General features: G+C 39.4%; 18 protein-coding genes. 2 read left to right on the top strand and 16 right to left on the bottom strand.

The features are described 5' to 3' along the window. Positions 1 to 207: 207 nt before the first annotated feature. The 16 genes from EV146_RS23300 to EV146_RS23235 all read right to left on the bottom strand — a co-directional run bounded on the left by EV146_RS23300 (position 208) and on the right by EV146_RS23235 (position 11,909). The gene (locus EV146_RS23300) at positions 208 to 1,098 is read right to left on the bottom strand and encodes an aminoglycoside phosphotransferase family protein (RefSeq protein WP_132011138.1); all 891 of its coding nucleotides are present in this window, start codon (positions 1,096 to 1,098) and stop codon (positions 208 to 210) included. A 203-nt stretch (positions 1,099 to 1,301) separates the two neighbouring features. Next, entirely contained in the window at positions 1,302 to 1,859 is a 558-nt protein-coding gene (locus tag EV146_RS23295) for an AAA family ATPase (protein ID WP_132011137.1), read from the bottom strand. A gap of 464 nt (positions 1,860 to 2,323) precedes the next feature. Next, entirely contained in the window at positions 2,324 to 2,662 is a 339-nt protein-coding gene (locus EV146_RS23290) for a DUF1048 domain-containing protein (protein WP_132011136.1), read from the bottom strand. Between the two features lie 12 nt (positions 2,663 to 2,674). Further along, a complete protein-coding gene (locus tag EV146_RS23285; RefSeq protein WP_132011135.1) occupies positions 2,675 to 3,007 on the bottom strand; it encodes a PadR family transcriptional regulator in 333 nt (110 codons plus the stop codon). Between the two features lie 449 nt (positions 3,008 to 3,456). Then, on the bottom strand, positions 3,457 to 3,804 hold the full coding sequence (locus EV146_RS23280) for an HPr family phosphocarrier protein (RefSeq protein WP_132011134.1): 348 nt from the start codon (positions 3,802 to 3,804) through the stop codon (positions 3,457 to 3,459). A 51-nt stretch (positions 3,805 to 3,855) separates the two neighbouring features. Beyond that, positions 3,856 to 4,563, bottom strand: a complete 708-nt coding sequence (locus EV146_RS23275; RefSeq protein WP_132011133.1) for an SDR family oxidoreductase — start codon at positions 4,561 to 4,563, stop codon at positions 3,856 to 3,858. Between the two features lie 961 nt (positions 4,564 to 5,524). Next, positions 5,525 to 6,139, bottom strand: coding sequence for a hypothetical protein (locus tag EV146_RS23270; protein WP_132011132.1), 615 nt, complete (start codon positions 6,137 to 6,139; stop codon positions 5,525 to 5,527). A 326-nt stretch (positions 6,140 to 6,465) separates the two neighbouring features. Then, positions 6,466 to 6,675, bottom strand: a complete 210-nt coding sequence (locus EV146_RS23265; protein ID WP_132011131.1) for a hypothetical protein — start codon at positions 6,673 to 6,675, stop codon at positions 6,466 to 6,468. A gap of 284 nt (positions 6,676 to 6,959) precedes the next feature. Continuing rightward, the gene (locus EV146_RS23260; RefSeq protein WP_132011130.1) at positions 6,960 to 7,418 is read right to left on the bottom strand and encodes a CBO0543 family protein; all 459 of its coding nucleotides are present in this window, start codon (positions 7,416 to 7,418) and stop codon (positions 6,960 to 6,962) included. Between the two features lie 127 nt (positions 7,419 to 7,545). Next, on the bottom strand, positions 7,546 to 8,133 hold the full coding sequence (locus EV146_RS27300; protein WP_158287193.1) for a CBO0543 family protein: 588 nt from the start codon (positions 8,131 to 8,133) through the stop codon (positions 7,546 to 7,548). 250 nt (positions 8,134 to 8,383) lie between these two features. Then, on the bottom strand, positions 8,384 to 8,626 hold the full coding sequence (locus EV146_RS23255; RefSeq protein WP_132011129.1) for a hypothetical protein: 243 nt from the start codon (positions 8,624 to 8,626) through the stop codon (positions 8,384 to 8,386). Positions 8,627 to 8,811: 185 nt separating this feature from the next. Further along, on the bottom strand, positions 8,812 to 9,357 hold the full coding sequence (locus tag EV146_RS23250) for a CPBP family intramembrane glutamic endopeptidase (protein ID WP_132011128.1): 546 nt from the start codon (positions 9,355 to 9,357) through the stop codon (positions 8,812 to 8,814). Between the two features lie 287 nt (positions 9,358 to 9,644). Continuing rightward, entirely contained in the window at positions 9,645 to 10,208 is a 564-nt protein-coding gene (locus EV146_RS23245; RefSeq protein WP_132011127.1) for a DUF6241 domain-containing protein, read from the bottom strand. After that, entirely contained in the window at positions 10,202 to 10,357 is a 156-nt protein-coding gene (locus EV146_RS27295) for a hypothetical protein (RefSeq protein ID WP_158287192.1), read from the bottom strand. Before EV146_RS27295 ends, EV146_RS23245 begins: the two co-directional genes overlap by 7 nt. Positions 10,358 to 10,518: 161 nt before the next feature. Continuing rightward, a complete protein-coding gene (locus tag EV146_RS23240) occupies positions 10,519 to 10,752 on the bottom strand; it encodes a hypothetical protein (RefSeq protein WP_132011126.1) in 234 nt (77 codons plus the stop codon). A 689-nt stretch (positions 10,753 to 11,441) separates the two neighbouring features. After that, complete coding sequence (locus tag EV146_RS23235; protein WP_132011125.1) at positions 11,442 to 11,909, bottom strand: DUF3291 domain-containing protein; 468 nt, start codon at positions 11,907 to 11,909, stop codon at positions 11,442 to 11,444. A gap of 205 nt (positions 11,910 to 12,114) precedes the next feature. Here EV146_RS23235 and EV146_RS23230 point away from each other — a divergent pair, with 205 nt between their 5' ends. Further along, positions 12,115 to 12,555, top strand: a complete 441-nt coding sequence (locus EV146_RS23230) for a cell wall hydrolase (RefSeq protein ID WP_132011124.1) — start codon at positions 12,115 to 12,117, stop codon at positions 12,553 to 12,555. A gap of 260 nt (positions 12,556 to 12,815) precedes the next feature. Continuing rightward, positions 12,816 to 14,375, top strand: a complete 1,560-nt coding sequence (locus EV146_RS23225) for an alpha-amylase family glycosyl hydrolase (protein ID WP_132011123.1) — start codon at positions 12,816 to 12,818, stop codon at positions 14,373 to 14,375. The last annotated feature ends 77 nt before the right edge of the window (positions 14,376 to 14,452 follow it).

The following is a 14,452-nucleotide window of genomic DNA, read 5'->3' as shown; positions in this document are numbered from 1 at the left end:
TGATTTTTGCAGAAAGTCTTTTAATGCCCCAACAAACAAGCCTATATAGGAAACTTATTATCTTGTAAAAGCGTCTACCCCCTTTCCGTTATAGGAGGTCTTTTGTTAGGTTGGGAATCGAACTATCTGCTGCATGTTCCTGAGACATTATATACTTTTAAGACTCCGAGGATAGGATTTCAAACGTGCCTACCTTATTTCAATTTCTTATTCTCCTGTTTCGATGTCCGCCAATATCTCATCCAGCGTTCTTTTCGCCAGGGTAACAAATTGTGGGTTTGTTGCTCGATAGTATGGAATGATCAGTACTGCCTGGTGAAGTGCATACCCTCGGGCGCGAAGCCATGTATCCTTGTCGGCATGGATGGAATTCTGAAAGACTTTCCGCCCTTTGGAGTTGAAGATACTCCAAGCAGGTATAAGGTCAAAAGCCGGATCTCCAATTCCCGCTCCGCCAAAATCGATGACTGCAGCTAAACGTCCCGAATGAACCAAAAGATTGGTTCTAAGTAAATCAGCATGTATCCATACTGGATGACCGTTCCAGACAGAAGCTTTACAGGAATCTTCCCACGCTGCTAATACTCTGTCTCTGTCCAGCAAATCATCTGCCTCATTCATACAATCTATTGTTCTTTTATTTAACTCAAGCAAAGGAGCTCGTCCTGCCCTGGGCGTACCAGCCGGCACATCAATTGAGTGAATTTCATTAACAAAATGTGCCAAATCCCTTGCAGCTCCTCTTTCGTCATCAATTAACTCATCAGAATAGTTATTGCCCTCTATCCATTTGTATATGGCCCAGTTCACAGGGTATAAAGGATCAGGTTGACCTAAAGCCACGGGTTCGGGTATCTTGAGTGTCAAGCGGGGAGCTAGATAAGGAATCCATCTCCACTCTTTTTCTATATCTGCCCACTCTTTTACCCTTGGCAGGCGTATAAATAGCTCTTCCCCCAGCCTGTATACATGATTAACCGTACCAACCGAATTCACGGGAGTTATCGGTAACCTGGAGAATTCAGGGAACTGCTGATCGATTAAGTCTCTAACAAGACTCATATGAACATCCAATTCATTGGCATGCATTCTGCTCATAATTCCACCTTCTATTTATGTTATATTTCTCAAAAGTCTTTCTTTACAAGTAATAAACATTATTCAATAGAGGAAAATAATAAAGAGCTCTCTATGTTACTTTCTGAATGATGGACATGTAAAAAAATGAACATCATTATCAATAAATTAAAAAATTGTACATCAAGCGGAACTTCCCAGCGGAAGAATACTCTGCATAAGATTTATAAGTTAAATCTTTCTTTAATAAATTGGGCTGCCTCTGCAGCACTCAAATCAGTATTGTTTATCTTTATATATTGTTCCTTTTTTATTTCACCTTCATGGGAGTTCAATCTGTGTTTTTCGATTGATGCCTTTAATTCTTTTTCAGACCATTCAACGTTTCTTTTAGTGGGCTTGTGTTCAAGTCTGTTAGGACTTTTGTTTCGTCGAAGTCTTTCTTCCAAATCCGCCTCAAGTTCTACAAAGTAAACTGTCCCTCCTCTGGACTCGAAAATTCCACAAATATTGTTGACATAATCCCAATCTTCTTGCAGGTCAAATCCCCACACATATGTAAAGATCAAACCTTCCATGTCACTCTTTGCAACTGACTCAAATATTTCCTTACGAAACAAATTGACCAATCTCCACATTTCCGGATTAAATCCGAATATAGGTGCAAGTAAATCAATGGTCATATGATTGTGGAATAGTTTCAATTCCGTTCTTTTTTCCAATTCCTGTCCTACTGTCATTTTGCCGGCTGCCTGGGACCCAAATATAAGCACGAATTTCATAAATCTCCTCCAGATACCCATTTCCCCTGAATCATTCTATTCTTATGTGGCATTTTCCTTCTCAAGTAACCTTTATTGGAAGAAAAGGCTGCTTTTTTGCTCCCTCTCCTTTAAGGGATTTTTTACCCCTTTTAAGAAATCATTGCATTCCCATCCTTTTCTTCCATATAAAAAGTGCAGCAAGGCGTTAGATGCCTTTCTTTAACTACTCAGTCTTACTGATATCCCGTAATACTGACTACCGTGTTAAAAAAAACGGATTAGTAAGGGTTACACATTACAATGTTATTCTATAGGGAGTATCTATTGAGTTTACCCTTTTCAATCGCTTCATGATCTCATATCTTTACAAAACTTGCGGACTTAGTTTTTACGTTTGCTGGTAGTTCCTAGGAAAGGAATTCAAGTCGTCCTGTGACATTGTGAGATTATTGCTTATCGAAAAATCCACTAGAACTTTGCCGTTAGCCACGATCAATCGTATCGTTTAATTTCTTGCGGTATTTGTCCTTCCAGGTTTTCTCGTCCTTCACTAGCTCGTCGCAGAAAGCAGCAACGTCCTTGCCCGTTAGGTCAGTGACTTTTTTGCCTTCCGCGGCACCTTCCTCGAAAAGATCGAGAATGCCGCCAAAGATACGGCTGCTGTCTTTCCAGTCGGAGGGGCCGCCTGCGGTCCACAAATATTTTTTGATGGCGTTGTAAGCGTTGCGGTACTCAGTTGGAAGTGACTTCGCACGCGCTTCCATCGCCTTCCATTCCCGTTTGTCATCCAGACTTCCAATAATCTTTTCAAAAATAGTCATATTATTTCTCCTTTACTTTACTTTTATTTTAGTTTTAAGTTCGTTTATTTTACTCGAGACGAAGTCCCATTTTTCCCAAAAAATTTCGAGTTGCTTTTGACCTGCTGCGTTGAGTGTGTAAAATTTTCTGGGCGGTCCCATTGTGGATGGCTTTTTCTCAATGTCCACCAGATTGTTTTTCTCAAGCCGCATGGTAATCGTATAAACTGTGCCTTCAACCACATCAGTGAAGCCGAGTTCTCGCAGCTGTTGTGTGATTTCATAGCCGTAAGTTTCACCGCGGCTGATAATTTCTAGCACACAACCCTCAAGCACCCCTTTCAGCATTTCCGTGATATTTTCCAATTTTTTACCCCCCCATTTCTTTTACTTATATTTTTGAGTAATAAGTTGTAAATGTATTGAGCGTTTCCACTATTCAGTGTTACTGATTACTAGTATATAGGATTACTAAATAGCTCCACTTGTCAAAAAAACTTTTCGACAAAAAGCCCGATATTAGTTGTTCGTGGAAAATGGGCTTTTTTGGTGCTTTCCTTGCTTAAGTCTTGCTCCGCAGCGCTTTAATCAAATGCGCAGAGTGTGATAAAATATTAGCCCGGTTCATTTATACAACTAAAGCACTCAAAAGATAAAGTACACGATTTTTCCAATTTCTCTCATTACATAACAAAAATGGCGACCTTCATCTTGAAGAAATCGCCCTTTACTACATATTTTTAGGTTTTCCTAGACTAAACTTGCAAGTAAATCATTTATGGTAACAATACAAAAATCGTTATGATCAAGATGCTTCATCTCAAATCAGCTTCCTCACAAAAAGGGCATAATTCTTTCGAAAAAATCCAATTATCTCCTCGCTTTTCCGGCTCAATATACAGGCCTTCACTCAAAGAGTTTTCTATCGCTTGTAAAGCAGCGTGTTCGTCACACCCATTTGCAGTAATCTCGACATAAGTTCCAGGTTTAATGTTTAAAGACATAAGCTCCATCAACGAATAGGGGGTGTTTTTCAGGTTGACAGAAACACTCTTGTACTCAAGAAATAGTTTAGATTTGAACTTAGAAGCATCTCTTATGATCAAGCATGCCGGATGGGCAAATCCCGTAACACCAATTATTTTATAACGCTTTTTAATCACTTTTCACCCCTCCTTTCGAGTTCATCCAGAAAGGATTTGCGCAACTCACTTTTACCAGCTGATTTGTTTACCATCTCTGAAGAATTCACCATTAGGACCTTCAGGACCAACTGTTGCTAACCACAGGATGGACTCGGCTGCTTGCCTTGGAGTTCTAGGAGCCGATGGTCCACCCATATCTGAACTAACCCACCCTGGATCAACAGCATTTATTTTTATGTCTCCTTTGATTTCTGCAGCAATTAATCGTGTCAATCCATTTAGGGCCAGTTTAGACAATTTATAAGCGCCTTCTCCTGAATATGACATTTCGCTCATCGCCCCATATTCTGAGGAAACATTAATAATTCTTCCGTACCCCTGTTTTTCCATGAGGGGAATGAAGGAACGGATGACATGGTAAGCACCGAAGAAATTAGTTGTCATTGTTCTCTCCAGTATGGAATGGTCCATCGCTACTAGCTTTTTACTCCCCTCTAAATACACGCCAGCATTATTAATCAATACATCTAATCTTCCATATTGCTCATTTATTTCAACTGCAGCTTGATGGATGCTTTCTTGATTATCCACATCCATTACTACGTGCGAAACATCCAGGTTTGACTCCTTAAGATTTTGCGCTGCTTTATGACCCGTCTCTGGATTTCGACTTGACAAAATGACCTTAAAATTTTTCATTGCCAATTGCTTGACCAGCTCATATCCAATTCCTCGATTCCCGCCGGTGACCAGTGCAACTTTTATCTCTTTTGACATTTTGAACTCCTCCATGCACCCTATGAAATAGGGATATTGAATGGTCCAGATAGGACTTAATCTGTTTTTCTAATAAACTGTTTATCTCAACTTTATTTTTAAAAGCACTCACATTAAATACGACTTTTTCTATTATATTTATTATAGTTATGTCTTAATGACATAGCCAATACTTATATCTAATATCATGATATGCTTATAAGTTATAAGATAAATATAATAAACGATTAAAAGAAAAGTTACATTTTGGATTAAAAGGTATGCAATATTTCCTGACTGTTCCAAAAGAAGGAAACATAACGGCGACGGATGATTTTTGCATGATAGACAGCGAACGATATCCAAAGGATTAAAAGACACTGAACACGATCTATAATCTTAAGATGAAGGAATTCATGGAGGAAACAATAAGTGGTGATGTCAATATAGGGTTAGGGGAAAACTGAGGTATGAGACAGAATGCACGGGCAGCAAAAGGTTTACAGTTACGTTAACCAGATATACAGTATCATCCCTTTAGCGAATCGAATAAGACTAACCGCCGTTAGGGCAATTAGAAAAAGGCTGCCATAATGACAGCCTATAAGTTCAGCGCTTGCACCCGATACTTAAATACCTTCTATCGCTGACTTCCTATCCAGGGGGACATTCATTCTCAAAAGCTGGAAGCAGATTTGAAAAGGCGCGGGATTAAGGATTTTTCATTCCGATCGATTTAGTAGCAGACAGACAACCCCTGACCGGTATTTGGTGTATTGCCTTATCTACTGCCCATTCATTTGACGAGCTATCTTTAGGAATGGAAATTTTAAAGGCGAACCTTCGTTCATTCACTTGACTGACGAACTTCCTAAATAGATTCCTTTTTACCTAATTGCAGAAAAAAATAAAAGGCCGTCAAAGAAACCGGCCTTTTGGCTGCTGGATGGCGGATTTAGGCTTATAATAAAAGACCTTTTCCCTATTTAATGATTGCAAAGGCCGTTCCGGCAGATACAGCACCTCCGGAGAATTCATAATCACCGGTAAGTGTGTCCCCTATTTTTCCAGTTACCTGGACATCCTTGTAGTCTTTAGTAGTGCCCTTCGATAACTGAAGATATTGCTCGAAATCTAATTCTATGTTTTTTTCAGTAAATTTATGGGTTGAGTAATTTCGAGGGTTGAATGTCCAAGTAAGGTTTACCGATTCTTTACCCACGAAAGTTTCCTTAGGAGAATCTGTTCCATCATCAGCGTATTCAACTTTATATACATCTACTGTTTTATTGACCGTTACAGTTCCTTTAGTTGTATTAAATTCCACTTCCGATGCGGGAATGACGGTATCTCCATAAAAATATTCTTCACTTTCAAAATTTAATTTCTCTATAAATAAATTGTATTGACCATTATTCCCCGAATAAGAAGAGAGGGTTACATAGGTTTCCGTATTTTCATTTACACCAGAAAAAACAGCTTCCTTAAATGAACTTTTTTGAGCAGGAGAATCAGTTTGACTGCCTTGCCCCATCGCTGGCAGGGCCATTGTTAGTAAAAATACTACCGTCAACATGAACACTCTTAATCTTTTCAATGCATACACCCCCAAATAATAAAACCTAAATGCCGTAGATTCATATTACTTTATTTGGCAAAGCAAGTGTTCAATTAATAATCGACATGTTTTTTATCGTTCTTTTATTGTGCTCAAGACCTTTTTCCTCTGTTACAGCTAGGCATTTACCTTAGCGTACTTTTCAATTTGGTATTTATTGGGATTCATTTCTTTCCTAACATCCCGGAGATACATACGGCGTTCAATAAAAAAAGCTGTCTATATGACAGCCTGACTCTATCAATCTTGGTATCAATCTCATTTAAACAAAAATTCCTGATTGTGTATAAAAAACAAAAGGCTTACTATTTAAGTTTCAATGGCTCTATGTTTACTTTTAGCACGATCTTTTGAGAATCGTGAACCATGTTAATTTTATTTACAATATACTCTTGTTTGTAGATTGTTACAGTGTCGCTGGCTCGCAACGAAGCTACATATTGATCCCAATGTTCGATTGTCGTACTTAAAAGAACACGATCTCTTAAATGATAATCCACTCTGTTTTTATTCATTGCTTCATCTCTCCCCTTTACAATCCAACCATAATGAATACCCCTGGCTTATGTAAAACTTATATGATGAAAGCGCTTTAATCAAGTGTTTTTTTAATTCTTTATATTGTGTTAAAGATAAAAGGACTTCCGTTCCCGGTCTCACCTGATCTCTTTGTTTCTTGGAGAACAATTTATAGTATCTTATAAAACACATTATTAATCGTGTTCTGCCATTTTTAATTCCACTTTTCCAGAAGGTTTCCTAAATTGAAATGAAAATTGCAATGGGAACTCAGTAACTTTTAAACATTCAGATGAACCAGTTTTCGAACTAACTTAAGATTCAATAGAAGGATTGAAAATATGACTGGGTAGGCAAGTGCTGAATACCATATTTTCCACCCATTGTAATAAAAAAAATGAGTATGAAGACAAAACCATTCAAAAGTAATCGAAAATAATGTCCAAGCAATTATATATATAATCTTTTTACTTGTCTTATTCTCTAATGGATATAGATTTAAAAACAAAATGCTGATGGAGGGAAAATAAAGAACGATACCTAGAAGTCCTAACCATTGAAATCCTTCTTCAAAATATCCGTAAAGTCCGTAATGTAAATCTAATATCATATCTATTGTAACTCCATAGGTGAAGGCAAAAAAGGTAGTAGCATAAATTTCAATATTGCTTAGTTTTTTGGGTATGACTAATGCAGCTGCATTAAAAATAGCAAAACATACATATACAAGTTCCCACACAGAGATTTCCCCTTAGTTTGTTTAGTAAGAAAACAATTTAAAACTCACTTTACTCATAAGTTGAGAAGGAACTGCGAGGGTCTCGGCCCGATTCTTAAGCTCCTTTATTATAGTTAAAGAATGGTTACTATTCAGGCAATGGTACGTGAAAGTAAATAATAAAAAATGCTGTAATGATAAAAGAAACAACCCAAGCTGGAATGGGCTTATAAAAATGTAATTTCATCATAAGAACCCATAAAATATTAAACCCAATGGACCACCAAAAGTTCCAACCATGATGATAGGTGATTCTGCCAGTAAGATACATGATGAATTCAATACCCGCAAGAATTGATGCCGCTAGGATTATATAGGTAATTTTTTTATGCTGATATTTAGGTAAGTAGGACAAGAACAGGATGATAAGGCACGGAAAAATAATGAAGTTTTGTACTAAAAAAGAAAAGGTAGGATTCAATAAAAAATCAGGTTCTAACTTCCACAGAAAATATTTCTTTTCACTAACGAAAAAGCTATACAATAAGTTATTAATAATAACATACAAAATAGTGGGATAATATGTTCTCCAATTTTTGATATCTCCAAGCTTCCAGCAACTAATCACTAGGATTAGGGACAAAAGTATCCGCATGCATATCACCCTTACTGAACGTTTATCACTACTATCACCTAAAAAATGATAAATATTACCTTCCTCATCTAAATCCTTCATCTTATTACACTAAGAATGCTTCGTTTCCTTTTCAGACAAAACATTTTTAGTTGACGAATTTTATTTTAACGATACTTATGTACGTCGGTTTGGTGTTGGAGATCCCTTTTGTTTCTGCTGCTAAGGATAGAAGATATTTCAAAGTATTCCCAAGACAATGCATTCCAACTTTCTTTTGCCATCTAGTTGGTTCGAAAACTCCAAATTAAAAGAGATAGCTGTATCCCAGCTATCTCTTAGGAAATCACTCTTAGCAACCACCAGCTTCTTCCTCTTCTTCACCAGCGTCAGCCGCGGCTCCAAAAAGCATTCCGTTGATTTTCTTAGCCTCATAGACACCTACTTGGCCAGCAACATCAAAGTAAGCCAGACCTTCTTTTTCGTTAACGAATTGAGTCACATCTGCCGCAGCTCCATTAACCAGGATACGGCTCATTGGATAACCAGGAGGAAGTTTCTTCATGATCTTCTTGAGATTATTACGTTTTCCCATTTTGTTCACCTCGCTTCGTTTCTATGAATCCCTGCATTTCATCAGGGTTAATATATACTATTTATGACGGTCGATTTATGTATAGACAAGCGTTTAACTTTTACAAAAAAGGCATTTGTACCTGCAGGCGAAACTACTACCCTGATTTTTGCTATCCTTTACTTACACTTGGTCACGAACTCTATTTATATGATGCTTAGAAAAAAATTGTGAAAGCCGTGAATCAAAATGACCGCCCATAAGGAACCCGTCTTTTTAAAAATATAACCAAAAAGCAAGCCGATACAGAAAACGTAAAGATGGCTGCCATAGTGATGAAAAAGGTCATTGTAAATCCAGATCGGATAATGGATGACTAAAAACAAAAGAGCCGTGATCCCGTTTGCCTTCCAAAAAGCCATTCTTTTATTGATTTCCTGTAAAATCAGCCCTCTAAAAACAATTTCTTCGGCAAGGCCAGCCATAATAAAAGTATTTAGATAATCATCAAATGATAACGAAAAATGAAAGGCTGCGTTGTCAAAGATGAATGCTTCCAGAATTAACCCTCCACCCAACAGTAGCGAGAGAGCAATGCCCCACAACAGCCCTCTCTTAACCTTCTCATTCAATTTCAAATAGATGACTGGATCAGCACGTAAAGAATACTTGTTCAATAACCAGACAGGAATGATCCAGATCACACTCTTAACAAACGCTTCCAATAAAGGTGATCGTATGTCACCGAACATGTAAATCTACTCAATCAGCCATAATTCTTTTAAACTCCATACGAAAAAAAATACTAGCAAATAAACTGCCATCCTATTTACTTGAAGTGGTGCAGCTTTTTCCGCGACGCTCATGTGACCCCTTCCCTCTCCTCGTTTTTTTAACAATACGAATGAATAGAGAAAACGTTCCATATTCTTCCTATCTTTTTTGTCAAATAAACAAAGGTTAACGCTTTTCATCAAAAAGAGGCACGCAAATCCTTCCAGGATGAACGCACCTCTTGTTTAAAAATAAATTCATTCTATTATTTCTTGCTGTTTAAATATTCTCGTTCCTGTTCGCTGCTAAGGATGCCCGTAGCCTTGCCAATGGTTCCTCCCTGCATTTTCCAAATGGTGTTATGATCTTCATCTACCTGACTGAAATCACCCTTTTTCCATCTTTCAAGAATGCTTCTGAACGTGGCTTCCCTTTCTACATCCGCCTTTTCCAGGCCTTCCAGCAGCCAGTCAATCCTCTTTTGATTAATACCGTAGAAGCCCCACTTTTGGTCAGCCACTACTTTTTGATGGGACATTCCATGAATAAATGTTTCGTAGTCGAACTGAGTTAGATTTTCCTGCTGCGTAGCCGTTCCAAAAGGATTCAATCCATCTTTCTCGTACTCTTTCATTTCTTCTTCTGAAACTTCACCAACCGGCCCTCCATTAGCAGGAGGCGCTTCAGCCCCTTGTGCAGCCTGCTCACCTTGATTGTCGAACTTTTCATTAATGTCGGTGAAAATAAAATAGAAAATCCCTGCTACCACTAAAATACAAACACCCATAAATATGAGTATATTTTTCGTACTGAACACTTTTTCTAACAAAATATGTACTCCTCCCCCAAAACAAATAAAGCTAAGACTAAATAGTGAAGGTCTGATGTCCAGTTCTCCAGTTCTCTTGCTGGATTTGGGCCATCATCAGCTCTATGAAGGCCTTTTCCAGTAAGCTCTTCCCGAAATTGGGCCATCATCAGCTCTATGAAGGCCTTTTCTAGTAACCTCTTCCCGGATTCTGGTCTTCATCAGCGTTATGAAGCCCTTTTCCAGTACGCTCTTCTCGGAGTTTGGCCTTCATCAGCCTTATGAAGCCCTTTTCCAGTAAGCTCTTCACCGATTTTGGTCTTCATCAGCGTTATGAAGTCCTTTTCCAGTATGCTCTTCTCGGAGTTTGGCCTTCATCAGCTCTATGAAGCCCTTTTCCAGTACGCTCTTCTCGGAGTTTGGCCTTCATCAGTGTTATGAAGCCCTTTTCAGCTCTTCTCGGAGTTTGGCCTTCATCAGCGTTATGAAGCCCTTTTCCAGTAAGCTCTTCTCGGAGTTTGGACTTCATCAGCGTTATGAAGCCCTCTTCCAGTAAGCTCTTCACTGATTTTGCTCTTCATCAGCGTTATGAAACCCTTTTCTAGTAAGCTATTCTCGGATCTGCGTCTTCATCAGCCTTCAGATGTCTTTTTCCTTCCAAAGCACTTCATGGTTTTCGCCTTTATCGGGCATTATTGTTACTGTTGCGTTAGAGATTATTGCTGCAACTATTTTCATCAACAAAATCAGGATTTACCATTGCGGCCAGCTTGTTCCTGCCCTTGTACTTTACTGCCCAACCCCCTGCTGTCGCATCTTCCCTCAATCCTATGACGAACCCAGATTCATATCATTAAGTTCTTCTCGATTTCCCCCCATGAATTATTTCTGTAATATAACCGTAACATAAAAACTTTGTTCTCGCATTGAGAATTCCATTTTTTTTGACTTCTTACTAAATTTTCTAGTCCCACTCCTTGCATCTTATTGGTATGATTACTGCTGCATCGCTCCTTTCCATATAAATAGGGAGACTTATTTTTAACCGGCTTCCTCAATCCATTCAGGACTACAACACAAAAAATCCGGCTTATATTTAGCCGGATTTTTGCGGAAGAAGCAAGCACTGTAGAGATGGAACGGCCTGCCCTGACGGATGGCAGCAGGCTGTATCTGAGACCCATGTTTCGAACTCCTCCGGATACCGATTTTACAAGTGGTTTTCTACTGCACAAGCCATTTAACCACTCCCTGCTACTTAACTATGCACGATTCCCCGCGTTCATCAAATGCCTGCTTAAAATCAAAGGCAAAAGGTGTGGCTCCATGCTGAAGATAATACCTGTATCTTTTGAAAGCCTCGTCCCATGAAACATCCTGCACACTGTCTGTCCACCATACTACATATGAAAGATGTTTCTCCTGATAAGGCTCCATCCATTTGCCCCTGTCTCTCAACGCCTGGCGATGTCGGCCAGAATAAGTAAAAGCGTATAAAGACTGAAGGCTTTTCCAAACGGTAAGGGTAAGAACAGGGAACCCCTCCCCCTTTTTAGCTTCCTCAGGCAACGGAACTCCATCAGATGAAAATGCCTCGACAAGCTGTCCTGAACCAGTTGCCTGGCGGAACACTTCATTCCCCACCTCATAAAATTCACGTGAGGCAGGGTGGTCATACGGGTGGTTCAGCCTGCCAATTGTATAGATTGAAACAAAAGTCATGTACAGCCCTCCAGATCCTGTTTTTACTATTCATATTCAGGGACCACCACCCCTCATCACTTATTCATTGTAAAGTTAGAGTCCTGGACTGTTATCCTAATGTTTAAGTAAGTCTTTTATAAAAACAGCGATCGATATGAACAGGATTCAAAAAAGTCACATGAATGCCCGCTTTGTTTCATATTTTTAATCTGGGGGTGATAATATGGCACGAATAGCTTACCGGGATGCGGACGTTGCCCTAATGGCGAGAATGATGCGAGCTGAGGCTGAAGGTGAAGGACAGCAGGGAATGTTATATGTTGGAAACGTCATTGTTAATCGTCGAATTGCAAACTGTTTAGACTTTAGAAATTTAAGAACGATTAACCAGGTTATCTTCCAGGTGCAAGGAGGAAATTTTTCCTTTGAGGCTGTACAAAAAGGAAACGTATTTTATCAAAGAGCAAGAAATGTAGAAAAGAGATTAGCAAGGAAGAATCTCGAATTTTGGAGACAACACCCAGCAAAATTTGCCCTTTGGTATTTTAATCCAGGTGGTCAATGCCCTCCAACATGGTATGGCCAGCCTTTTTCCGGCCAATTTAAAAATCATTGCTATTATGAACCTAGACCAGGAACCTGTGAACCTGTTTATGGGGGCTGAGCTTACTCTCTGAGTAAGCTCTTTTATCTGCTTCCAAACATACAACTCTGAACCTTGGCATCGCTGTGTATCCTCCCATAAGTCCCAAGCCATACAAGGGCTGTTCTTCCATCCGATTTTTTAGGTAAAAATAACTAAATATTTAAAAAAGTTTGCAATCGATTTCATAGGCTGGTATATTCAATTTGTATTCAAGTTGTGCAACCGCTTGCACTTTTGCGCAAACGATTGCACCCTACAAAAGAGAGGAGAAGGAAAAAATGAAAAAATGGTCCGTATTAACCCTGTCATTGCCGCTTGCAATCAGTCTGTCAACAGGAGTCCACGCCGAGAACGTACATAACAGCAAAACTCAAACAGATGCTAAAAACGGTGTTTTCTATGAAATCTATGTCAATTCTTTTTATGATTCCAATGCAGACGGACACGGGGATTTAAATGGAATCACTAAAAAACTGGATTACTTGAATGATGGCAACCCTCACAATAAAAAAGACCTGCAGGTAAATGGCATGTGGCTCATGCCGATTAATCCCTCGCCAAGCTATCATAAATACGATGTAACTGATTATTATTCCATTGACCCAGAGTATGGAACCTTGAAGGATTTCAAAAACCTTACAAAAGAAGCAGATCAGCGGGATGTGAAAGTCATCATGGACCTCGTGGTTAATCATACAAGCAGTGAACATCCATGGTTTGAAGAAGCGAGCAAAGATCCGAACAGTCCATTCCGGGATTATTATATTTGGAGTGATGAAAATACAGATTTAAACGAAAAGGGATCTTGGGGACAGCAGGTTTGGCACAAAAATCCAAACGGGGACGGATATTTTTACGGCACCTTCTGGTCTGGAATGCCGGACTTGAACTTTGATAACCCAAAAGTGCGGGAGGAAATCATTAAGATCGGGAAGTTCTGGCTTGACCAGGGAGCTGATGGTTTCCGGTTAGATGCTGCTCTTCATATATTCAAAGGAGAAACTCCGGAAGGCGCCGAAAAAAATATTGAATGGTGGAATGAATTCCGAGATGCGATGAAACAAACCAATCCGGATGCTTACCTGGTTGGAGAGGTTTGGGATCAGCCGGAAGTGGTGGCCCCTTATTATCAGTCACTAGATTCTTTATTCAACTTCGATCTCGCCGGCAAAATCATCAATTCCCTTAAACAAGGTGAAGATCAAGGCATTGCACAAGCCGCCTCTGCTACAGATGAATTATATAAAACCTTTAATCCGAATAAGATTGATGCAACCTTCCTGACAAACCATGATCAAAACCGGGTAATGAGTGAGCTTAGCGGTGATGTGGGCAAAGCCAAAACAGCTGCCTCCATTCTCCTGACGCTCCCCGGCAATCCGTTCATTTATTACGGCGAAGAAATTGGCATGACAGGCGAAAAGCCGGATGAGCTCATCCGCGAGCCATTCCGCTGGTATGAAGGAAACGGAACAGGACAGACAAGCTGGGAGACCCCGGTTTATAATACTGGACATAATGGTGTTTCTGTCGAAGCACAGGATAAAAAGAAGGATTCCCTCCTGAATCATTACCGTGAAATGATCCGCGTTCGCCAGGAGCATACAGAGCTCGTAAAAGGAAATCTGGAATCGATCCAAACTGTAAACTCAAAAATCCTTGCCTACAGCCGTTCTTATCAAAATAAATCGCTCCAAGTCTATCATAACCTTTCAGACGAGACTGTCACTTTGATCCTTCCGCAAAATGGCAAACTGATATTCTCTAGTGAAAAAGGAGCGAAGAAAGTTAAATCAACCCTTGTCATACCAGCTAACTCTACCGTACTGGTAAAATAGTCAAAATGCGTGGGCTCTCAGCATCCCCGGATTCCTAAGCATCCGGGGATGTTTATCATTCCTTTAAATTAACAGTC

Source organism: Mesobacillus foraminis, from assembly GCF_004340465.1.
GTDB lineage: Bacteria > Bacillota > Bacilli > Bacillales > Cytobacillaceae > Mesobacillus_B > Mesobacillus_B foraminis.
The sequence above is the reverse complement of the archived record's forward strand: the minus strand, read 5'-3'. Positions and strand labels throughout refer to the sequence as shown.